This window comes from Actinomadura hibisca NBRC 15177, from assembly GCF_001552635.1.
GTDB classification, from domain to species: Bacteria; Actinomycetota; Actinomycetes; order Streptosporangiales; family Streptosporangiaceae; genus Spirillospora; species Spirillospora hibisca.
In genome coordinates, this window is record NZ_BCRO01000001.1 from 220,426 (window position 1) to 240,548 (window position 20,123).

Annotated in this window: 18 protein-coding genes and 1 riboswitch; of the genes, 12 read left to right on the forward strand and 6 right to left on the reverse strand. The window is 73.6% G+C overall.

Features of this window, described 5'->3' with window-relative positions:
• Positions 1–20: 20 nt before the first annotated feature.
• From AH6_RS01020 to AH6_RS01030, 3 genes are all read left to right on the forward strand, one after another.
• On the forward strand, positions 21–1,439 hold the full coding sequence (locus AH6_RS01020) for an aldehyde dehydrogenase (NADP(+)) (protein WP_067471831.1): 1,419 nt from the start codon (positions 21–23) through the stop codon (positions 1,437–1,439).
• A 77-nt stretch (positions 1,440–1,516) separates the two neighbouring features.
• On the forward strand, positions 1,517–2,506 hold the full coding sequence (locus AH6_RS01025; RefSeq protein WP_067471834.1) for an aldo/keto reductase: 990 nt from the start codon (positions 1,517–1,519) through the stop codon (positions 2,504–2,506).
• A 116-nt stretch (positions 2,507–2,622) separates the two neighbouring features.
• Positions 2,623–2,820: a hypothetical protein gene (locus tag AH6_RS01030; protein WP_067471837.1), complete on the forward strand. Its 198-nt coding sequence runs from the start codon at positions 2,623–2,625 to the stop codon at positions 2,818–2,820.
• 73 nt (positions 2,821–2,893) lie between these two features.
• Here the strand turns inward: AH6_RS01030 and AH6_RS01035 are convergent, their stop codons facing one another.
• The gene (locus AH6_RS01035; RefSeq protein ID WP_067471840.1) at positions 2,894–4,153 is read right to left on the reverse strand and encodes a cytochrome P450; all 1,260 of its coding nucleotides are present in this window, start codon (positions 4,151–4,153) and stop codon (positions 2,894–2,896) included.
• A gap of 216 nt (positions 4,154–4,369) precedes the next feature.
• Here AH6_RS01035 and trxA point away from each other — a divergent pair, with 216 nt between their 5' ends.
• Positions 4,370–4,750, forward strand: a complete 381-nt coding sequence (gene trxA, locus AH6_RS01040) for a thioredoxin (RefSeq protein WP_067471843.1) — start codon at positions 4,370–4,372, stop codon at positions 4,748–4,750.
• Positions 4,751–4,851: 101 nt separating this feature from the next.
• Here trxA and AH6_RS01045 read toward each other — a convergent pair whose 3' ends face one another.
• A complete protein-coding gene (locus tag AH6_RS01045; protein ID WP_067472010.1) occupies positions 4,852–5,871 on the reverse strand; it encodes a lactonase family protein in 1,020 nt (339 codons plus the stop codon).
• A 206-nt stretch (positions 5,872–6,077) separates the two neighbouring features.
• Between AH6_RS01045 and pgi the strand changes: the two genes are divergently transcribed.
• Positions 6,078–7,757, forward strand: a complete 1,680-nt coding sequence (pgi, locus tag AH6_RS01050) for a glucose-6-phosphate isomerase (RefSeq protein WP_067471846.1) — start codon at positions 6,078–6,080, stop codon at positions 7,755–7,757.
• A 56-nt stretch (positions 7,758–7,813) separates the two neighbouring features.
• Here pgi and AH6_RS01055 read toward each other — a convergent pair whose 3' ends face one another.
• Complete coding sequence (locus AH6_RS01055) at positions 7,814–8,647, reverse strand: alpha/beta hydrolase family protein (protein ID WP_067471849.1); 834 nt, start codon at positions 8,645–8,647, stop codon at positions 7,814–7,816.
• Positions 8,648–8,749: 102 nt separating this feature from the next.
• The gene (locus AH6_RS01060) at positions 8,750–8,983 is read right to left on the reverse strand and encodes an EF-hand domain-containing protein (RefSeq protein WP_067471852.1); all 234 of its coding nucleotides are present in this window, start codon (positions 8,981–8,983) and stop codon (positions 8,750–8,752) included.
• A 209-nt stretch (positions 8,984–9,192) separates the two neighbouring features.
• On the opposite strand from AH6_RS01060, the gene AH6_RS01065 reads away from it, so the two are divergent.
• The 5 genes from AH6_RS01065 to AH6_RS01085 are packed head-to-tail and all read left to right on the forward strand — an operon-like array spanning position 9,193 to position 15,698.
• On the forward strand, positions 9,193–10,341 hold the full coding sequence (locus tag AH6_RS01065; RefSeq protein WP_245679105.1) for a PfkB family carbohydrate kinase: 1,149 nt from the start codon (positions 9,193–9,195) through the stop codon (positions 10,339–10,341).
• Positions 10,342–10,344: 3 nt separating this feature from the next.
• Positions 10,345–11,697: an extracellular solute-binding protein gene (locus AH6_RS01070; RefSeq protein WP_067471855.1), complete on the forward strand. Its 1,353-nt coding sequence runs from the start codon at positions 10,345–10,347 to the stop codon at positions 11,695–11,697.
• Positions 11,694–12,605 carry a carbohydrate ABC transporter permease gene (locus AH6_RS01075; protein ID WP_067471859.1) on the forward strand — a complete coding sequence of 304 codons (912 nt, stop codon included), beginning with the start codon at positions 11,694–11,696 and terminating at the stop codon, positions 12,603–12,605. Before AH6_RS01070 ends, AH6_RS01075 begins: the two co-directional genes overlap by 4 nt.
• Complete coding sequence (locus AH6_RS01080; RefSeq protein WP_245679106.1) at positions 12,602–13,405, forward strand: carbohydrate ABC transporter permease; 804 nt, start codon at positions 12,602–12,604, stop codon at positions 13,403–13,405. Before AH6_RS01075 ends, AH6_RS01080 begins: the two co-directional genes overlap by 4 nt.
• 10 nt (positions 13,406–13,415) lie before the next feature.
• A complete protein-coding gene (locus tag AH6_RS01085; RefSeq protein ID WP_067471862.1) occupies positions 13,416–15,698 on the forward strand; it encodes a sugar-binding protein in 2,283 nt (760 codons plus the stop codon).
• An 87-nt stretch (positions 15,699–15,785) separates the two neighbouring features.
• Here AH6_RS01085 and AH6_RS01090 read toward each other — a convergent pair whose 3' ends face one another.
• Positions 15,786–16,727, reverse strand: coding sequence for an AraC family transcriptional regulator (locus AH6_RS01090; RefSeq protein WP_067471865.1), 942 nt, complete (start codon positions 16,725–16,727; stop codon positions 15,786–15,788).
• Positions 16,728–16,830: 103 nt separating this feature from the next.
• On the opposite strand from AH6_RS01090, the gene AH6_RS01095 reads away from it, so the two are divergent.
• Together AH6_RS01095 and AH6_RS01100 are read left to right on the forward strand one after the other, a co-directional pair.
• Positions 16,831–17,670, forward strand: a complete 840-nt coding sequence (locus AH6_RS01095) for an NAD(P)H-binding protein (protein ID WP_067471868.1) — start codon at positions 16,831–16,833, stop codon at positions 17,668–17,670.
• A 46-nt stretch (positions 17,671–17,716) separates the two neighbouring features.
• Positions 17,717–18,223, forward strand: coding sequence for an anthrone oxygenase family protein (locus tag AH6_RS01100; RefSeq protein ID WP_067471871.1), 507 nt, complete (start codon positions 17,717–17,719; stop codon positions 18,221–18,223).
• Positions 18,224–18,293: 70 nt separating this feature from the next.
• Here the strand turns inward: AH6_RS01100 and thiC are convergent, their stop codons facing one another.
• On the reverse strand, positions 18,294–19,982 hold the full coding sequence (gene thiC, locus AH6_RS01105; RefSeq protein WP_067471874.1) for a phosphomethylpyrimidine synthase ThiC: 1,689 nt from the start codon (positions 19,980–19,982) through the stop codon (positions 18,294–18,296).
• Positions 19,978–20,091, reverse strand: a riboswitch (TPP riboswitch). It overlaps the preceding gene by 5 nt.
• Positions 20,092–20,123 lie beyond the last annotated feature (32 nt).

Below are 20,123 nucleotides of genomic sequence, written 5' to 3' on the forward strand. Positions count from 1 at the left end.
CCAGACGAAGGAAGCACGCCATGACACAGCCCCCCGCTGAGACACCGGCCGAGGTGTCCGCGGTCCTGGACGCCGCCGTAGCGGCCGCGCCCGGCTGGGCGGCGACCGCCCCCGCCGGCCGTGCCGCCGCGCTGGAGGCCGTCGCCGCCGCCCTGGAGGCCGCCCGCGCCGAGCTGGTCGAGCTGGCCGACGCCGAGACCCGGCTCGGCCCCGCCCGGCTGAACGGTGAGCTGACCCGCACCACCTTCCAGCTCGGCCTGTTCGCCGAGCAGGCCCGCGCGGGCACGTTCCTGGACGTCCGCATCGACGCGCCCGACCCGGACTGGCCCACCGGCCCCCGCCCGGACCTGCGCCGCTACCGCACCGCGCTCGGCCCCGTCCTGGTGTTCGCCGCGAGCAACTTCCCCTTCGCGTTCAGCGTCGCGGGCGGCGACACCGCCTCGGCGCTCGCGGCGGGCTGCCCCGTGGTGCTCAAGGCGCACCCCGGCCACCCCCGGCTGTCGCGGCGCACCGCCGAGATCGTGCGCGGCGTCCTGCCCGACGGGGTGTTCGCGCTGATCGAGGGCGAGGCCGAAGGCGTCGCGGCGCTTCAGCACCCGGCGCTGGCCGCCGCAGCGTTCACCGGCTCGGAGCGCGGCGGCCTCGCCCTGGCCCGGATCGCCGCCGAACGCCCCGAGCCCATCCCGTTCTACGGCGAGCTGGGCAGCGTCAACCCCGTCGTGGTCACCCCCGGCGCGGCCGCCGCCCGGCCCGACGAGATCGCCGCCGGGTACGCGGGCTCGCTCACCCTCGGCGCGGGCCAGTTCTGCACCAACCCCGGCCTGCTGTTCGCACCCGCCGCCCTGGTGGACCGCCTCACCGGCGCGGTCGCCGCGACCGGCCCCGCCCCGATGCTGAACGACCGCATCGCCGCCGGATACCGCGACACCGCCCGCGCCCTCGGCGACCTGCCGGGCGCGCGCCGCGCGGTGTGGCCCGACGACGCGCTGGCCCCGCGCCTGCTCGTCATGGACCTGGCGGCGTTCAAGGCCGACCGCGACGCCGCCGCCCAGGAGTGCTTCGGCCCGCTCGGCCTGGTCGTCGTCTACGACGACCTCGCCGACGTCACCACCGCGATCGCCGCCCTGCCCGGCCAGCTCACCACCTCTCTGCACGCCGAGCCGGACGAGACCGGCGCCCTGGCCGATCTCGCCGCCGCGCTCGCCGCGCGCAGCGGCCGCGTCCTGTGGAACCAGTGGCCCACCGGCGTCTCGGTCACCCACGCCATGCAGCACGGCGGCCCGTTCCCCGCCACCACCGCGCCGACCACCACCTCGGTCGGCACCGCGGCCGTCGAACGGTTCCTGCGCCCGGTGTCCTACCAGGGCTGGCCGCAGGACCTGCTGCCGCCGCCGCTGCGCGACGACAACCCGTGGCGGGTCCCGCAGCAGCGGAACTGACCGGCACCCCGCCCCCGACACTCCGGGCGCGCCACCCGGCTTGACCGGACGCGCGCCCGGAGTGCTTGGGTGGGAGCATGAAGTACACGCAACTCGGACGAACCGGTCTCAAAGTCAGCCGCCTGGTCCTCGGGACCATGAACTTCGGCCCCTACACCACCGAACCCGACGCGCACACCATCATGGACGCCGCCCTCGACGCGGGCGTCAACTTCTTCGACACCGCCAACGTGTACGGGTGGGGCGAGAACAAGGGCCGCACCGAGGAGATCCTCGGCACCTGGTTCGCGCAGGGCGGCGGCCGCCGTGAGAAGACCGTGCTGGCCACCAAGGTCTACGGCAGCATGTCCACCACCGGCGGCGCGCCCTGGCCGAACGAGGACAAGCTGTCGGCGCTCAACATCCGCCGCGCCGCCGAGGCGTCCCTCAAGCGGCTCAACACCGACCACATCGACCTGTACCAGTTCCACCACGTCGACCGGGCCACGCCCTGGGACGAGATCTGGCAGGCGATGGACGTGCTGGTGCAGCAGGGCAAGGTGCTGTACGTCGGCTCGTCCAACTTCCCCGGCTGGAGCATCGCCCGCGCCAACGAGACCGCCGCCCGCCGGGGCTCGCTCGGCCTGGTCAGCGAGCAGTGCCTGTACAACCTCATGGAGCGCCGCGCCGAGATGGAGGTCCTGCCGGCCGCCGAGGCGTACGGGCTCGGCGTGCTGCCGTGGTCGCCGCTGGCGGGCGGCCTGCTGGGCGGCGTGCTGCGCAAGCGGCGCGAGGGCAACACCCGCACCTCCGGCGCCGACGACGCGCTCGCCGACCCCGCCAAACGCGCCGCCGTCCAGGAGTACGAGGACCTGTGCGCCAAGCACGACCTGGAGCCCGGCGAGGTGGGTCTGGCGTGGCTGCTGACCCGGCCCGAGGTGACCGCGCCCATCGTCGGCCCGCGCGTGAAGGAGCAGTTCGACTCGGCGCTGCGCGCGGTCGACCTGGAGCTGTCCGCCGAGTTCCTGGCCGAGCTGGATCGCATCTTTCCGGGGCCCGGACCGGCCCCGGAGGCGTTCGCCTGGTAGCCAGGTCAGCGGGCGGGACGGCGGGCCGGGCGTGACCGTGACGTGATCTGCGCGCCGTTTTCCGAAGCTTTTTCAGGGGACAAGCCGGACACCGCCGTCAACGGAAAGGCCGCCCCATGAGAATCGGAACGCTGGTGCTGATCATCTGGCTCGTCATCGGCGGCATCGCCGCGGGCCAGCGCGGCTACTACACCGGCGAGGTGGAGAACTGCAGCAAGGCGGGGACCATCCTGGTCACGATCATCGCCGGGCCGCTCAACTACGTGGGTCTCAACCCCAAGATCTCCTGCAAGACGCCCGAGCCGAGCAAGTGACCCGGCCCCGCTCCGGGGCGGCCCGCCGACACCGGCGGACCGCCCCGGAACGGACACGGCGGCACCGCTGACCTCAGGCGACGGTCACCGGCAGCCGCTTGAGGCCCCGCAGCAGGAAGCTCGGCTCGTACTCCAGGCCCGCCGGGTCGGCCAGCTCGATCGAGGTGACGGCCCGCGCCAGCTCCTGGAGCGCCGCCACCGTCTCCAGCCGCGCCAGCGGCGCGCCCAGGCAGTGGTGGACGCCCCACCCGAACGCCAGGTGGTCGCGGGCCCGCGACCGGCCCGGCCGGAACTCCTCCGGCGCCTCGAAGTGCTCGCCGTCCCGGTTCGCGGCGGCATAGGACAACACCACCATCGCCCCGGCGGGCAGCTCCACGCCGCCCAGCACGGTCGGCGTCGTGACCAGGCGGAACATGCCCTGCACCGGCGTCAGGAACCGCAACCCCTCCTCGGCCAGACCCTCCGCGTAACCGGGGTCGGCCCGCAGCGCCTTCCACAGCTCCGGCTCGGTGGCCAGCAGGTGCGCCAGGCCCGTCAGCAGCTTGGTGGTGGTCTCGTTCCCGGCCACCAGGATCTGCTGGATGATGCTGAGGTTCTCGGCGGTGGACAGCGGCGTCTCGTCCTCGCCCAGGTGCGCCCGGACCAGCCCGGTCACCAGGTCCTCGCGCGGCTCGGCGCGCCGCTCCTCCAGCAGGCCGGCGAAGTAGCGCTGGAACTCCAGCACGCCCTCGGCCGCCTCGATCCGCCGCTCGTCGGGGGTGTCGGCGCCGATCGTGACGGCGAAGTCGTCGGACCAGCGCTTGACGTCGGGCAGCCGCTCCTCCGGCACGCCCAGCATCCGGCCGATCACCCGCACCGGCAGCGGCACCGCGAAGCCGGTGACGAAGTCGGCCGTCCCCGCGGCCGCCAGCTCCCCGGCCAGCCCGGCGGCGATGCGGCGGATCTCCGGCTCCATCGCGCCCACGCTGCGCCGGGTGAACGCCCTGGACACCAGCCGCCGGTACCGGGTCTGCGCGGGCGGGTCCTCGGTCAGCATGGTCGGCACCTCCGGCCAGCCCCGCGCCTGGATCTCCTCGATGCGGGCCAGCGTCGCGCCGCTCGCCGGGCTCTGCGGCACCCCGAACCGGCTGGAGAACACCTCCGGCCTGGCCAGCGCCTCCGACGCCAGCGCGCGCGAGGTCACGAACCACATGCCCGCCGCCGTCAGCGCCACCGGCGCGGTGCCGCGCAGCGCGGCGTAGGCGGGGTGCGGGTCCTGCTGGAAGGCGGGGTCGAACGGGCTGAACGCGGCGGGATCGAAGGGCGGGGCAGGGGAGGGGCTGGTGTCGGTCATGGGGGAGGACCTTTCCGGCGTCACTGTGATCATCAAATCTAGGACGGCGACCGAACCGCGTTCGCTTTTTGGCCGGTCCCGGACGCCCCGGCGTTCCGACGCCCGCCGCCCCGGTGGCCGCGCGCCCCCACCCGGCTGCTGGAACGTTCCAAGGAATGCGGACGCGGGTACTCCGGTTATGCGGGCGACGGTGCCCGACGAGGAGGAGAGCAGAGCATGGCGACCATCGAAATGACCAAGGACAGCTTCCCCACGACGGTGGCGGACAACGACATGGTCGTGATCGACTTCTGGGCGTCGTGGTGCGGTCCGTGCCGCCAGTTCGCACCGGTCTACGACACGGTGTCCCAGCGGCACGAGGACATCGTGTTCGCCAAGGTGGACACCGAGGCCGAGCAGGAGCTGGCCGCCGCGTTCGAGATCAGCTCGATCCCCACGCTGGCCATCATCCGCGAGGGCGTGATGGTGTTCGCGCAGCCCGGCGCGCTGCCGGAGAACGTGCTGGAGGACCTGCTGTCCCAGGCGCGGGCGCTGGACATGGACGAGGTCCGCAAGAGCGTGGCCGACGCCTCCTCGGACGTCCCCGGCGACGCCTGACGCCCATCGGCCGACATCCGTCGCCTGACATCCATCGCCACGGCCCGCTTCCCCATGATCCACGGGGAAGCGGGCCGTGTACGTTCCGGTGACGCCGCCGCTCAGTCGCGGGCGGCGATCAGGCAGACCGGCGTGGGCACGGACACCGGCTGACCGTTCTGGGCGGGCACACCCGTCCGGGCGTCCAGCCGGAACGAGGTGACGTCCTCCGAGCGCTCGTTGGCCACATGCAGCCACGGGCCGTCCACGTGCAGATCGCGCGGCCAGTGGCCGCCGCAGTCCACGTCGGCGACCGGCTCCAGCGCGGCCCCGCCGTCCAGCACCCGGTGCGCGGTCACCGCGTCGGCGCCGCGCACGGAGGTGTAGACGAACCCGCCGCCGTCCCCGATCTTGATGGCCGCGCCCAGCTTTTCGCCGCCCGTCGCGGAGGTGTCCGCGAGCGCCGCCGACTCGCCCGTCACCGTCAGGTCCGCGTAGGAGTCGCCGGGCGTCAGCACCAGCAGGCGCGGCTCCAGCTCGGTGATCAGGTAGAGGTGGCCGGAGGGGTGCAGCGCCAGGTGGCGCGGCCCGTACCCGGCCGGGACGGGGATCTCGGCGACCTGCCGGGGCGTGTCGCCCTCCAACCGGTACGCGCGGATCAGGTCCGCGCCGAGGTCGGTGCTCAGCGCCGTGCCGTCGGGGGCCCACAACGTGCAGTGCGCGTGCGGTCCCTCCTGCCGTTCGGCGTTGGGGCCGCTGCCGGATCCGGACAGGATCGTCGGATCGCCGACGAACCCGCCGTCGCCGTCCAGGGCCTGCGCCGCGACCGCGCCCGCCGTGTAGCAGGCGGCCAGCAGCGTGCCGCCGTCCGGCCGGACCGCCAGATGGCACGGGTCGGCCGGGACCGGCCGGCTGTCCAGCGGGCGCAGGCGTCCCCCGCGCTCGACCGCGAAGGTCAGCAGCGAGCCCTCGGGCTCCTCGCCGACCGCGTACAGGATCGGCGCGTCCGGATGCTCGGCCAGGTACGAGGCACGCGTCGCCTCCACCGCCAGCTCCGGCGCGCCCAGCACGCCGTCGGCCCCGCGCCGCATCCGGTAGATGCCCGGACCGTAGGTCCCCACCCAGAAGTCACGTTCGGTCACGAACATGACCCTACGTCACCCGCCCCGGCGCGTTCCGAGCGGCTCCGCCTGGGTAGAAGGCCGGGTGCCTGGGGGGACCGGGAAGAGGACGACGCCTTCGCGGGTTGGCGACCATGCGGCGACGCGCCGAATTAGGATCATCGCGGGGCGGGCGGCACTTCCCGGGGGCGCCGCAGGCATGTGCCGCATGAGGAGATGAGGGGCAAATGGCTGATATCACCGAGACATCCGAGTGGTCCGCGCTGTCGGCGCACCACGCGGGCGTCGCCGGGCGCAACCTCCGCGAGCTGTTCGCGGCGGACCCCGGCCGGGCCGAGCGGATGACGGTGACGGCGGGCGAGCTGTACCTGGACTACTCCAAGCACCGGGTGACCGGCGAGACCATCGGCCTGCTGGCGGCGCTGGCGAAGGCCGCCGGGCTGCGCGAGCGCATCGACGCGATGTTCTCGGGGGAGCACATCAACGTCAGCGAGGACCGCGCCGTGCTGCACACCGCGCTGCGCCTGCCGCGCGACGCGGAACTGACGGTGGACGGCCAGGACGTGGCGCACGACGTCCACGAGGTGCTGGACCGGATGACCGCCTTCAGCGACCGCGTGCGGTCGGGGGAGTGGACCGGCTTCACCGGCAAGCCGATCCGCACGGTGGTGAACATCGGCATCGGCGGCTCCGACCTCGGCCCCGCCATGGCCTACGAGGCGCTGCGCGACTACACGAGTCCCCCCGACCAACCGACCCCGACCGACCTCCCCGGCGCGGGCATCGAGGCCCGGTTCGTCTCCAACATCGACCCGGCCGACATCACCGGCACCCTGCGCGACCTCGACCCCGAGCAGACATTGTTCGTCATCAGCTCCAAGACCTTCGGCACGCTGGAGACGCTGACCAACGCCAAGGTCGCGCGCCGGTGGCTGGTGGAGCGGCTCGGCGACGACGCGGCGGTCTCGCGGCACTTCGTCGCGGTGTCCACCAACGCCGAGCGCGTCGCCGACTTCGGCATCGACACCGACAACATGTTCGGCTTCTGGGACTGGGTCGGCGGCCGCTACTCCTTCGACGGCGCCATCGGCCTGTCGCTGATGATCGCCGTCGGCGACGCGCGGTTCCGCGAGATGCTCGCCGGGTTCCACACCCTCGACGAGCACTTCCGCACCGCGCCGTTCGAGGCCAACATGCCGGTCCTGATGGGCCTGCTCGGCGTCTGGTACACCGACTTCTTCGGCGCGCAGACCCGCGCCGTGCTGCCCTACAGCCAGCGGCTGGCGCGCTTCCCCGCCTACCTCCAGCAGCTCACGATGGAGTCCAACGGCAAGTCGGTGCGCGCCGACGGCGCGCCGGTCATCGCGCAGACCGGCGAGATCTTCTGGGGCGAGCCCGGCACCAACGGCCAGCACGCCTTCTACCAGCTGCTGCACCAGGGCACCCGGCTGGTCCCGGCCGACTTCATCGGCTTCGCCGAGCCGTTCCAGGACGCGGGCGAGGACGGGCAGGGCATGCACGACCTGCTCACCGCCAACCTGCTGGCGCAGACCTCGGCGCTGGCGTTCGGCAAGACCGCCGAGGAGATCGCCGCCGAGGGCACGCCCGCCGCGGTGGTCCCGCACAAGGTCATGCCGGGCAACCGCCCCACCAGCACCATCCTCGTGCCGAAGCTGACGCCCGGCACGCTGGGCCAGCTCGTCGCGCTGTACGAGCACATGGTGTTCGTGCAGGGCGTGGTCTGGGGCATCGACTCGTTCGACCAGTGGGGCGTGGAGCTGGGCAAGGTGATGGCGCAGGACCTGGCGCCCGCGCTGACCTCCGCGCGGCCCGCCGACGACGCGCCCGACCCGTCCACCGCCGCGCTGGTGCGCCGCTACCGCGAGCTGCGCGGCCGGGCGGTCTGAGCCGGTTGCAGACAGGGCAGAGGGCTCCCGCGCCTGCGGGCGCGGGGGCCCGCCCGTCAGTACCGTTCCGCCAACCCGTTGCGGCGGAACTCCGAGAACGCCGACGTCCCGCAGTAACCGCAGCCAGGCCCGAAGAACTCGGCGCGCGCCCGCCCGTCGTTGCGCAACATCGCGTACATCCACGCCGTGGCGGGCCCGCGATATCCGCCGCCGTCGCCCAGCGGCACCAGGTGCCCGGCCCCGCGCAGCTCGCCGTAGAGGGCGGGCACGTGCCCGGACGCGTTGTACAGCGCCTTCACCTCGGCGGGCGCGACCAGGCCGTCCTTCTGCCCCGACACGTAGAACGTCGGCACGCGCAGCGCCCGCACGTCGGCCGCGCCGCCCGGCTGGATCGGCAGCACCGTCGTGACGCGCCGGTCGGCGGCCGTGTTCACCGAGCCCGCGCCGCCCTGGGAGTGCCCGGTGGCCGCGATGTGGGACAGGTCGACCTTGCCGTGGAACGGGCTCCCGGCGTCGGCGTCGCGCTTCGCCAGCAGGTCGATGCCCGCGCGCATCTCCTTGCCGCTCCCCGACATCGGGGTGTTGGCGGCCACCACGATGAACCCGTGGCTCGCCCAGTGCCGCAGCAGCCCGCCGTAGATGGCGGGGAAGGCGAAGGTGCCGTTCCCCCAGACGATGACGGGATGGCGGCCGCGCAGCGGCTTCGGCGCGTAGAGGGTGTGGGCGGGCAGCAGCTCCTCGGTCACCTGGTCCGGGCCGGGCTTGCTCCAGTCGACCCGCGCGCCGACCTGCCCTCCCACCTGCGCGGCCCGCGCGGGGGCCGTTCCGATCAGGGCGAGCGTCAGGACGCTCGTGGAGAACAGCCGCACCGACGAGCTGCGCACGCGCATGGACCCTCACCGCGCTTTCCGGGCGTCCCACTGGTGAACGGAACATAACCCCGCCCACCGGACACGGCAAGGGCCCCGCGCGTCACCGCGCGGGGGCGGGGCTCAGACGGTCCAGCCCTGTGTCTCCAGCAGCGTCTGGAACTCCGGGTAGGAGATGAAGCCGTCGCGGTTGGTGTCGGCCTTCTCGAAGCGGTCCTGGACCTCGGCCTTCGTCCACGACATGCCGAGGCTGTCGAGGACCAGCGAGAACTCCATCAGGTCGAGCCGGTCGTCGCCGCCGAGGTCGGCCCGTGTGAACACGGCGTGCAGATCGCCCTCGGCAGGTCTGGTGGTCATCTCGCTCCTCGCATAGGTCCGATGTGCCCGGCATCATGCCATAGCGGCACGGGCCGTCATGGGGCGAAACGCCGCCGCGCGGGCGGGGGTTCCCGGCTTCCGGCACGGCTTCGGACAAGTTCTCATCACGGGCCCGCCGGGGACTCTTCCGGGAGCGCCGGGCCGCGTTAGATTCGGCCAACCGCAGTCGGCCTCAACGGGGAGGCACCGTGACCCGGATCGTGCCCGCGCAGCGCCCGCACCCGCCAGAAGCACACCCGCCCGGACCGCCGCCGTCCGGCCCGCCGCTGACCGATCCCTGCGAGGGCCGCGAGCCCGCCGGAGAGCGCCTGCATCCGGACGGATCGCCAGGATTGGACGTGTTCCTGGCCGGGCAGGTCTTCATGGACATGATCTTCACAGGACTGCCGGGCCTGCCGCCCCCGGGCACCGAGGTGGTCACCGACGGCCTCGGCTCGGCGCCCGGCGGCGTCGCCAACATCGCGGTGGCGATGAGCCGCCTCGGCCTGCGGGTCGGGCTCGCCGCGGCGTTCGGCGACGACCTGTTCGGCTCCTACCTGTGGCGCACCCTCGCCGAGCAGGAGGACGTGGACCTCAGCCGGTCGCGCCGCCCGGCGGGCTGGTCCACGCCGGTGACGGTGTCGCTGGCCTACGACGCCGACCGCAGCATGGTCACCTACGCGCGGCCCGCGCCGGTCGGCGAGGACGAGCTGGTCGGCGCGCCGCCGCGGGCGCGCGCCTGCTTCCTGGACGTCGACCGGCCGGTGCCCGCCTGGGCGCGCCGGATGCGCGCCGCCGGGGCCACCGTGTTCGCCGACCTCGGCTGGGACCACACCGGCGCCTGGTCCACCGACGTGCTGGACCGGCTGGACGACGTGGACGTGTTCCTGCCCAACGCCGTGGAGGCCATGGCCTACACCCGCACCGGCACCCCCGAGGACGCCGCCCGCGCCCTGGCCGGGCGGCTGCCGGTCGTGGTGGTCAAGCGCGGATCGTGCGGCGCGGTCGCGATCGACTCGGCGACCGGGGAGTACGCCGAGACCGGCGCGCTGCCGGTGCGCGCGCTGGACGCGACCGGCGCCGGGGACGTGTTCGCGGCCGGGTTCGTGTTCGCGACGCTGGCCGGGCTGCCGCTGGCCGAGCGGCTGAAGTTCGCCAACCTGGTCGCCGGGTTGTCGGTGCGGCACTACAGCGGGTCGCTGGGGTCGCCCTGCTGGGGGGAGATCGCCGCGTTCGGGGAGTCGGGCGAGGTGCCCGAGGAGGTGCTGGCCGAGTACGCGTTCGTGGTGCCGTTCATCCCCGAGGCCGCCCCCGACACCGTCGTGCGGGCCGAGCCGACCCTGCGAAAGGAACCGTAGGAGATGCTGAGACCGGTCGGGCGCGGGGCGCTCCTCGGAACGGCGGCCCTCGTGGTCCTGGCCACCGCGTGCGCGCCCGGCGGCGACGGCGGCGAGCCCGCGAGCAAGCGGCCCGCGGCCGTCAGCACCGACGTCGCGAAGGCGGGCAACGTCACCCTCACCGTCTGGGACCAGGAGGTGCAGGGCGGCCAGCGCAAGCAGATCGAGCAGCTCAACGCCGCCTTCCAGGCCAGGTACCCCAACGTCAAGATCAACCGGGTGGCGCGCTCCTTCACCGACCTCCAGAAGACGCTGCGGCTCGCGCTGTCCGGCGGCAACCCGCCCGACGTGGTGCAGGCCAACCAGGGCTACGCGGCGATGGGCCAGTTCGTGAAGGCCGGGATGCTGGCGTCCCTGGCCCCCTACGACAAGGTCTACCGCTGGACCGAGCGCTACCCCAAGGCCCTCACCGAGCTCAACAGCGTCAGCGCCGACGGCAGGCGCATCGGCGCGGGCGACCTGTACGGCGTCTCGATGAACGGCGAGATCGTCGGCATCTACTACAACAAGGACAAGCTGGCCAAGCTCGGGCTCAAGCCGCCCGCGACGTGGGGCGAGTTCGAGCAGGCCCTCGCCACCGCCAAGGGCCGGGGCGAGCAGCCGCTGGCGTTCGGCAACCTGGAGAAGCTGCCCGGCCTCCAGGTGTTCGGCGTCGTACAGGACCAGACCGCCGGACGCGACAAGGTCCGCGACCTGGTGTTCGCGCGCGGCGGCGCGTGGACCGACCAGTCCAACGCGCAGGCTGCGCAGAAGCTCGCGGACTGGTCTAAGCAGGGCTACTTCAACAAGGACGCCGCCGCCGTCAAGTGGGACGACACCCCGGTCAACTTCGCCAAGGGGCAGGGCGTGTTCATGTTCGGCGGCACCTGGTGGGCCGCCGACCTCGCCGACCGCATGAAGGACAGGGTCGGCTTCCTCACCCCGCCGCCGCAGCAGGCCGGGGGAGCGCCCGCGACGATGGGCGGGGAGAGCCTGCCGTTCGCCATCACCGCCAAGTCGAAGCACCCGGACGTGGCGGCGGCCTACATCAACTTCCTCACCTCGCCCGAAGCGATGGACACGGCGGTGGAGACCGGCAACCTGCCCGCGCTGAAACCGCCGTCCAAGCAGCCGTCTTCGCCGCTGCTGAAGGAAGTCCAGGCGTCGTGGGACACGCTGAGCAAGGTCGACAGCATCACCCCGTACCTCGACTACGCCACCCCCACGTTCGGCGACGTGCTCGGCGGCTCCCTCCAGGAGGTCATCGCCGGGCGCACCACCGCGCAGCAGGCCATGGAGACCGCGCAGCGCGACTACTCGGCGTTCCTGAAGAAGTGACCGCGCGGCGCAGGCCGGGCCGCCCTCCGGGCGCGCCCCGCAACATCGGCTGGTTGTACGTGCTGCCCGCCCTGGCCGTCTACGGCGTTTTCCTGCTGTGGCCGCTGGTGCGCGGCTTCTGGTTCTCGCTGTACGACTGGGACGGCATCAGCACCGGCACCTGGGCGGGCCTGTCCAACTACGCCACCGTGCTCACCGACCCCGGGCTGCGCGGCGCGTTCGGGCACGCGCTGATCCTGGTCGTCTTCTACGCGATCCTGCCGTGCCTGCTGGCGTTCCTGCTGGTCGCGGTCATCACCCGGACGCGGGTGCGCGGCCTGGCGCTGTTCCGCACGGTGCTGTTCCTGCCGCAGGTCGTGGCGATGGTGGCGGTCGCGGTGGCCTGGCAGTGGATGTACTCGGCCGACGGGCCGGTCAACGGCGTGCTGCACCTGCTGCACCGGCTCGGCCTGCCCGACTGGTCGCGCGGCTGGCTCGGCGACTTCACGTTCGCGCTCCCGGCCGTCGGCCTGATCGGCACGTGGGTGGAACTCGGGCTCGCGCTGGTGTTGTTCCTGGCGGGCGCGCAGCGCATCCCCGGCGAGCTGTACGACGCCGCGCGCATCGACGGCGCAGGGCCGTTCGCCGAGTTCCGCGCCGTCACCCTGCCGGGCCTGCGCCGCGAGCTGGCCGTCGCGCTGACGCTGACGTCGGTGATGGCGTTGCGCAACTTCGACCTGGTGTACGTCACCACCAAGGGCGGGCCGGGCGGCGCGACGCGGGTGCCGTCCTACGAGGTCTACAACCGCACCTTCAACACCGGTGAAGTAGGGCTGGCCTGCGCGATCGGCGTCACGCTGGCCGTGCTGGTGTTCGCGCTCACCGCCGGGATCGGCCGGCTGGCCGAGGGGCGCGGGGAGGCGCGGTGACGGCCCCGCTGATCTCCGCCCGCGAGCGGTGGCTGAACTACGCGGTCCTGCTGCTGTTCGCCGCGCTGGCGCTGGTCCCGATGGTCGGCGTGGTGGCGCAGGCGCTGAACCTGCCGGACCTCGACGTCGCCACGTTCGGCCGCGCCTGGCGCGAGGGGCACTTCGCGACCTACATGCGCAACAGCGTCATCGTCACGGTCACGGTCGTGGCGGTCGCGTCGGTGCTGTCGATCATGGCCGGGTACGCGCTGGGCACGCTGGGGTTCCGGGGCGCGGGCGCGGTGTTCCTGCTGTTCCTGGCCGGGTTGACGATCCCGACCGAGGCGATCGTGGTGCCGCTGTACTTCGACCTGCGCTCGGCCGGGCTGGACAACACCTACGCCGGGATGATCCTGCCGCAGACCGCGCAGTCGCTGGCGTTCGGCACCTTCTGGATGCGCGCCTACTTCCGCGGCGTGCCGCCCGCGCTGCTGGAGGCGGCGCGCATGGACGGCGCGTCGAGCTGGACCACGTTGTGGCGGGTGCTGGTGCCGATGGGCCGCCCGGCGATCCTCACCATGGTCGTGCTGACCGCGATGTGGACCTGGAACGAGTTCCTGCTGCCGCTGGTCGTCGTCAACTCGGCCGAGGACCTGCGCACCGCGCCGCTCGGCCTGTCGTTCTTCCAGGGCTCGCACCAGACCGACTACCCGCTGCTGATGGCGGGGGCGCTGATCATCGCCGCGCCCGTCGTCGTCCTCTACCTCTTCCTGCAACGGCGCTTCATCGCCGGGATGCTCTCGGGGGCCGTCAAGGAGTAGGAGACCTCCCATGCGCAGACCCGTCCTCGCCGTGGCCCTGGCCACGGCGCTGGTCACCGTGGTGCCGGGGACCGCCCCGGCCGACGCGCGGCCTCCCGACCGGGGACGGCTGGACGTCCTGTTCGTCGGCGCCCACCCCGACGACGAGGCGAGCACGCTGTCCACGCTCGGCCAGTGGAACGAGAACGGCCGGGCCCGCGTCGGCGTGCTGACCGTCACCCGCGGCGAGGGCGGCGGCAACGCCGCCGGGACCGAGGAGGGCCCGCCGCTCGGCCTGCTCCGCGAGGGCGAGGAGCGCCGCGCCGTCGGCCGGGCCGGGATCACCGACGTCCACTACCTCGACAAGGTCGACTTCTACTACACCGTCAGCGCGCCGCTCACCGCCCGCGCCTGGGACCACGGCGCGACGCTGGAGAAGGTCGTCCGGCTGGTCCGCGAGACCCGCCCCAAGACCATCGTCACCATGGACCCCGCGCCGCTGCCCGGCCAGCACGGCAACCACCAGGAGGCGGCGCGGCTGGCGGCCGAGGCGTACTTCGCCGCCGCCGACCGCGCCCGCTACCCCGGCCAGTTGCGCGGCGAGAGGTTGCGGACGTGGGCGCCCGGCAGGCTGCTCATGACCGGCGGTGCGACCGGCCCCACCGGCCCGGCCTGCGAGAAGACCTTCACCCCCACCGACCCGGCGAGCACCGTGCTGGGCGTATGGGCTGGACGCGCGTCCGCCCGCAACGGCGGCAGGACGTGGGCGCAGGTGGAGCGCGAGGCGCAGCGGATGTACGTCAGCCAGGGATGGGGCGGTTTCCCTGACGCGCCCGCCGACCCGAACCGGATCGGCTGCGACTACTTCACGCAGATCCACAGCCGTACCGCCCCGCGCGCCGCCGCTGCCGGGCCCGCCGTCACCGGGCAGCAGGAACCGTTGCCGCGCGTGGCCGACTACGACGCCTGGGCGATCCGGACCGGCCTGCCCGCCCTGGCGGGGCGCGTGCCGCGCGTCCTCACGCTCGGCTCCGGCGCGTCCCGCCCCGTCCGTATCGACCTGGACAACACCACCTCCGCGCCCCAGTCGGGCACCGTGACGCCGAACCTGCCGCAGGGCTTCGCCGCCGAGCCCGCCTCGCGGCCCTACAGCCTGGCCGCCAAGGCGACGGGCTCGGTGACCTTCACGGTCCGCAACACCGACCCGTCGATCCCGACGTCCGACTACACCATCACCACCACGAGCACGACGGGCCCGCCCGACGTGCGCAAGGCCGCGCTGGAGCTGGTCCCCGTCGCCACGCTCGCCCAGACGCCCGCCGCGCCCGTCCTGGACGGCGCGGAGGCCCCCGGCGAGTACCCCGGGCCCGAGTTCGACCTGTCGCGGGTGTGGGAGGGCGCGGCGTGCGCCTCGGCGGCCGACTGCTCGGCCACCGGCAAGGTGACCTGGACCGCCGACGCGCTGCACGTGCTGGTGAAGGTCCGCGACGACGCGCGCGGCGCGGTCCTGGGCGCCGACGACTGCAAGCGGCACTGGCGCACCGACGCCGTCGAGATCGCCGTCGACCCGCGCGGCGACTCCGAGAACACCTCCACCACCTTCAAGACCGGGATCTTCCCCGCGATGGCCGACGGGCGGCCGTGCTTCGAGCGCGACGCCGACCACCGGCAGGGGCCGGGGCCGCGGACCGCGCCCGGCATGAAGGTCGCCGCCGCCCTCACCCAGCCCTACAGCGGCTACACCGTCGAGGCGACGATCCCGTTCACGGTGCTGCCCGCCACCGTGGACCCCGCCCGCATGGGGCTGAACATCTTCGTCTACGACTCCGACACCCAGGACAAGACCGGCCAGACCCGTCTCGGCTGGTCCACCTGGGGCGGCGTGCAGGGCGACCCGTACCGGTGGGGCCTGGCGTCCCTGCCCGGCCTGGACCCGCCCGCCGTCGCCGCCACGCCGCCGGTGCTGCCCGGTGAGGCGGCGCGCTCGGTGGACTCGCCGCAGTCGATCCTCCAGGCCGCCGCGACCGGCGTGCCGTTGGCGGGCGGCCCGGCCGCGCCGCCGTCCGCGACCGCGCGCATCGTGGGCCGTCCCACCGTCTCCGGCGGCGCGACGACCTTCCGGTTGCGCGCCACCGGCCCCGGCACCGTGCACGCGCACGTGTGGAACGGCAGGACGCTCGGCTCCAAGCGGGTGAGCGTCGATCGCGCGGGCACGCGCACCGTCACGGTGCGCGGCGCGTCGGGAACGCTGACGGTGGCGTTCGAGGCGCGGCGCGGCGGCACCGCCGTTGACGTCGCGCGCCTGCCCGGCTGACGGCGGGCCTGGCCGCCTGCTCCCGAGCGCGTCGCGCAGGCGGCCGCACCGTCTCAACTCGCCGTGGAAGCGGGTCGTCGAGGACGGCTAGGCGGGCGCGCCCGCCCGGTAGTCCTGCGGGCTGACGCCGTGCTCGCGCTTGAAGGCCGTGCTCAGCGCGAACGCCGTGCCGTAGCCGACCCGCCGCGCGATCGTCTCCAGCGTCGCGTCGCTCTCGCGCACCATGTCGGCGGCCTGCGCCAGCCGCAGGGTCGTCAGGTACGTCATGGGCGGTTCGCCCAGCATCTTGGTGAACCGCTGCGCCAGCGCCGCCCGCGACACCCCGACCTCGCCCGCGAGCGCCGCCACCGTCCAGGCGTGCGCGGGGTCGTCGTGCAGCAGCCGCAGCGCCGGGCCCACCACCGGGTCGCCGTGCGCGCGGTACCAGCCGGGCGCCTCGGCCTCGGGCCGGGCGAACCAGACGCGCAGCACCGCCGTCAGCAGCAGGTCGAGCAGGCGGTCCAGCACCACGTCCTGCCCCGGCTCGTCCCGGTCGATCTCCTGGCCGAGCAGCGGCAGCAGCGGCGAGTCCCACGACCCGCCCGGCACCACCACCAGGCGGGGCAGCGCGGCCAGCAGCCGGTGGGTGACCGCGCCCTGCATCTGGTAGGCCCCCACCAGCATGACCGTGGAGGCGTCGGGGGCGGTGCCCCAGTTGCGGACGCCGAGGTCCATCTCCTCCGACAGGCTCGCCCCGCCGGGGGTGGCGCAGCGCTGCCCGGGGTGGATGACGATCTGCGGCGCGGTCGCCGGGTCGTCGGCGATGACGTACGGGTCGGGGCCGCGCAGGATCGCGATGTCGCCCTGCTCCAGCCGCGTCCACCCGCTGTCGTCGTCGTGGGTCAGCCACGCGCCGTCGCTGACCATCGCCACCAGGCACAGCGGCGCCTCGTCCTGGATGCGCACCGACCAGGGCGGGTTGAGCGACGAGCGCAGCAGGTACGCGCCCCGCGCCCGGGGGCCGTCGAGCAGGTCGGTGAGGGGGTCCATGCGACCAGCGTAAACGGCGGCGCGGCCGGACGTGGACGCAGGCGTATGCCGTCCGGCTTCTCGACGATGTTCGCCGGAGGCCCGCCCCGGTTGACTTGAGGACATGACGAACAACACCGACACCACCGACCTGACCCTCGTCCTCGCCGCCACCGGCAAGACCGGCCGCCGCGTCGCCGACCGGCTCACCGCCCTCGGCGTCCCGGTGCGCCGCGGCTCCCGCTCCGCCGAGATCCCCTTCGACTGGGACGCCCCGGCCACCTGGGCGCCCGCGCTCGACGGCGTCACGTCCGTCTACCTGGTCTTCTCGCCCGACCTGGCGGTGCCGGGCGCGCCGGAGGCGATCCGCGGCTTCACCGACGCGGCCGTCGCCGCCGGAGTACGTCGGATCGTGCTGCTGTCGGGACGCGGCGAGGACGAGGCGCAGGCGTGCGAGCGCATCGTGCAGGACTCCGGCCTCGAATGGACGATCGTGCGGGCCGCCTGGTTCGCGCAGAACTTCAGCGAGGACTACCTGCTGGACCCGGTGCGCGGCGGCGAGGTCGTGCTTCCGGCCGGGGACGTGCCCGAGCCGTTCGTCGACATCGACGACCTCGCCGACGTCGCCGTCGCCGCCCTCACCGAGGACCGGCATGCGGGACAGGTCTACGAGGTCACCGGCCCGCGCGCCCTCACCTTCGCCGAGGCCGTGGACGAGATCGCCAAGGCCACGGGCCGCGAGATCGCCTACGTCCAGGTGCCGGTGGACGCCTACGCCGCCGTCCTCAAGGAGCACGGCCTGCCCGACGACGTGACCGAGTTCCTGTCCTACCTGTTCGGCACGATCCTCGACGGCCGCAACAGCCGGCCCCAGGACGGCGTGCAGCGCGCCCTGGGACGCGAGCCCAACGACTTCGCCGACTACGCCCACACCACCGCCGCCACCGGCGTCTGGAACACCTGATACGACCCGGGCCGGGGCTGCGCGCCCCGGCCCGGGGGGAGGACCCATGAAAACCGCCCTGACCGCCGTCTCCGCCGCGCTGACGTTCCTGACCGCCGCCGGGATGACCGGCGTCTTCTTCGCCTTCTCGACCTCGGTGATGCCCGGCCTGAACGCCGTGCGGCCCGCCGTGGCCGTCGAGTCCATGCAGCACATGAACCGCAAGATCCTGAACCCGCTGTTCCTGGTGTCGTTCACCGGCGCGCCCGCGCTGGCCGCGCTGACCGGCGTGCTGCTGCTGGCGCTGCTGCACCACCGGACGGCCGGGTTGTTGTTCCTGGCGGCGGCGGCCGTCTACGCGGTGGGCGCGTTCCTGCCGACGGTGGCCGTCAACGTGCCGCTCAACAACGTGCTGGACGCCGTCCGCCTCACCGGCGACCCGGCCGAGGCCGCGCGGATCTGGCAGGACTACGCGCCCCGCTGGACCGCCTGGAACCACCTGCGCGGCGCCGCGAGCGCCACCGCGCTCCTGCTGGCCGCCTACGGCGCCTACCTGTGGGGCCGCGCCTCCTGACCCCGGGCGTTCCACCGGAGGAGACGGCGGCGCGGGCCCGGCCCCTGAGCGGGCCCGCACCGCCGCCGCGTCAGCCGTCGGCCGGGGTGACCGGCAGGTAGACCCGGCCTCCGGCGGCCTGGAACTCGGCGGACTTGGCCGCCATGCCGTCGCGCACCTCCCGGCTGATCTTCATGGAGCAGAAGTGCGGGCCGCACATCGAGCAGAAGTGCGCGGTCTTGGCGGGCGCGGCCGGGAGCGTCTCGTCGTGGAACGCGCGCGCCGTCTCCGGGTCCAGCGACAGGTTGAACTGGTCCTCCCACCGGAACTCGAAGCGCGCGTCCGACAGGGCGTCGTCCCACGCCTGCGCGCCCGGGTGGCCCTTGGCCAGGTCGGCGGCGTGCGCGGCGATCTTGTAGGCGATCATCCCCGCCTTCACGTCCTCCTTGCCGGGCAGACCGAGGTGCTCCTTGGGCGTGACGTAGCAGAGCATCGCGGTGCCGTGCCAGCCGATCATGGCGGCGCCGATCGCGGAGGTGATGTGGTCGTAGCCGGGCGCGATGTCGGTGGTCAGCGGGCCCAGCGTGTAGAACGGCGCGCCGTCGCACCACTCCTGCTGCCGGTCCACGTTCTCCTTGATCTTGTGCATCGGGACGTGGCCGGGGCCCTCGTTCATCACCTGGTTGTCGAACCCGGCCGCGATCCGGGTCAGCTCGCCCTGGGTGCGCAGCTCGGCGAACTGCGCCTCGTCGTTGGCGTCGGCGATCGAGCCGGGCCGCAGGCCGTCGCCCAGCGACCAGGTGATGTCGTAGGCCGCGAAGATCTCGCACAGCTCCCGGAACCGCGTGTACAGGAAGTTCTCCTGATGGTGGGCCAGGCACCAGGCCGCCATGATGGAGCCGCCGCGCGACACGATGCCGGTCTTGCGGCGCGCGGTCAGCGGCACGTACGCCAGCAGCACCCCCGCGTGCACCGTCATGTAGTCCACGCCCTGCTCGGCCTGCTCGACGACGGTGTCGCGGAACACCTCGAAGGTCAGCTCGGCCGGGTCGCCGCCCACCTTCTCCAGCGCCTGGTACAGCGGCACGGTGCCGACCGGGACGGGGGAGTTGCGCAGGATCCACTCGCGCGTGGTGTGGATGTCGCGGCCGGTGGACAGGTCCATGATCGTGTCGGCGCCCCACCGGGTCGCCCACCGCATCTTCTCCACCTCGTCCTCGATCGAGGACGCCACGGCCGAGTTGCCGATGTTGGCGTTCACCTTCACCAGGAAGTTCCGGCCGATGACCATCGGCTCGGTCTCGGGGTGGTTGACGTTGGCGGGCAGCACCGCGCGCCCGGCGGCCAGCTCCGCCCGTACGAACTCCGGCTCCACGCCCTCGCGCAGCGCCGCGAACTCCATCTCCGGGGTGATCTCCCCGCGCCGCGCGTACGCGCGCTGGGTCACCGCCCCGCCGGTGGCGCGCAGCGGGCGGCGGGCGGGGAAGGCCGCCCGGTCGCGCAGCGGGTCGCCGGAGCGGCGCCCGTCGTCCTCGGGCCGGACGGCCCGGCCCGCGTACCCGGCGGTGTCGCCGCGCCCGGCGATCCACGCCTCGCGCAGCGGCGGCAGCCCGCGCCGCACGTCCGCCTCGTGGGCGGGGTCGGTGCACGGGCCGGAGGTGTCGTAGAGCACCACGGAGCCGCCGTTGGTCAGCGGCACCTCCCGCATCGGCACGCGCAGGTCGGGGCGCGACCCTTGCAGGTAGGTCTTGCGGGCATGCGAAACCACGGTCTCGGTCATGACGACTCGATCTCTCCCTACGCCGGCATTACCCGGTCAGGTTCCAGCGGTCAGCGGCCGTCCCAGCCGCTATCTCAGCCCGGTTCGCCGGGCCCCCGCGATCTGTCGCCGCCCACGGTAACCCGCCCCACCGGCATTGCC

Excerpts from the sequence above, each read along its gene's own strand:
- AH6_RS01020 (WP_067471831.1), top strand. The coding sequence starts at position 21 with ATGACACAGCCCCCCGCTGAGACACCGGCCGAGGTGTCCGCGGTCCTG.
- AH6_RS01025 (WP_067471834.1), top strand. The coding sequence starts at position 1,517 with ATGAAGTACACGCAACTCGGACGAACCGGTCTCAAAGTCAGCCGCCTG.
- AH6_RS01030 (WP_067471837.1), top strand. The coding sequence starts at position 2,623 with ATGAGAATCGGAACGCTGGTGCTGATCATCTGGCTCGTCATCGGCGGC.
- AH6_RS01035 (WP_067471840.1), bottom strand. The coding sequence starts at position 4,153 with ATGACCGACACCAGCCCCTCCCCTGCCCCGCCCTTCGATCCCGCCGCG.
- trxA (WP_067471843.1), top strand. The coding sequence starts at position 4,370 with ATGGCGACCATCGAAATGACCAAGGACAGCTTCCCCACGACGGTGGCG.
- pgi (WP_067471846.1), top strand. The coding sequence starts at position 6,078 with ATGGCTGATATCACCGAGACATCCGAGTGGTCCGCGCTGTCGGCGCAC.
- AH6_RS01055 (WP_067471849.1), bottom strand. The coding sequence starts at position 8,647 with ATGCGCGTGCGCAGCTCGTCGGTGCGGCTGTTCTCCACGAGCGTCCTG.
- AH6_RS01060 (WP_067471852.1), bottom strand. The coding sequence starts at position 8,983 with ATGACCACCAGACCTGCCGAGGGCGATCTGCACGCCGTGTTCACACGG.
- AH6_RS01070 (WP_067471855.1), top strand. The coding sequence starts at position 10,345 with ATGCTGAGACCGGTCGGGCGCGGGGCGCTCCTCGGAACGGCGGCCCTC.
- AH6_RS01085 (WP_067471862.1), top strand. The coding sequence starts at position 13,416 with ATGCGCAGACCCGTCCTCGCCGTGGCCCTGGCCACGGCGCTGGTCACC.
- AH6_RS01090 (WP_067471865.1), bottom strand. The coding sequence starts at position 16,727 with ATGGACCCCCTCACCGACCTGCTCGACGGCCCCCGGGCGCGGGGCGCG.
- AH6_RS01095 (WP_067471868.1), top strand. The coding sequence starts at position 16,831 with ATGACGAACAACACCGACACCACCGACCTGACCCTCGTCCTCGCCGCC.
- AH6_RS01100 (WP_067471871.1), top strand. The coding sequence starts at position 17,717 with ATGAAAACCGCCCTGACCGCCGTCTCCGCCGCGCTGACGTTCCTGACC.
- thiC (WP_067471874.1), bottom strand. The coding sequence starts at position 19,982 with ATGACCGAGACCGTGGTTTCGCATGCCCGCAAGACCTACCTGCAAGGG.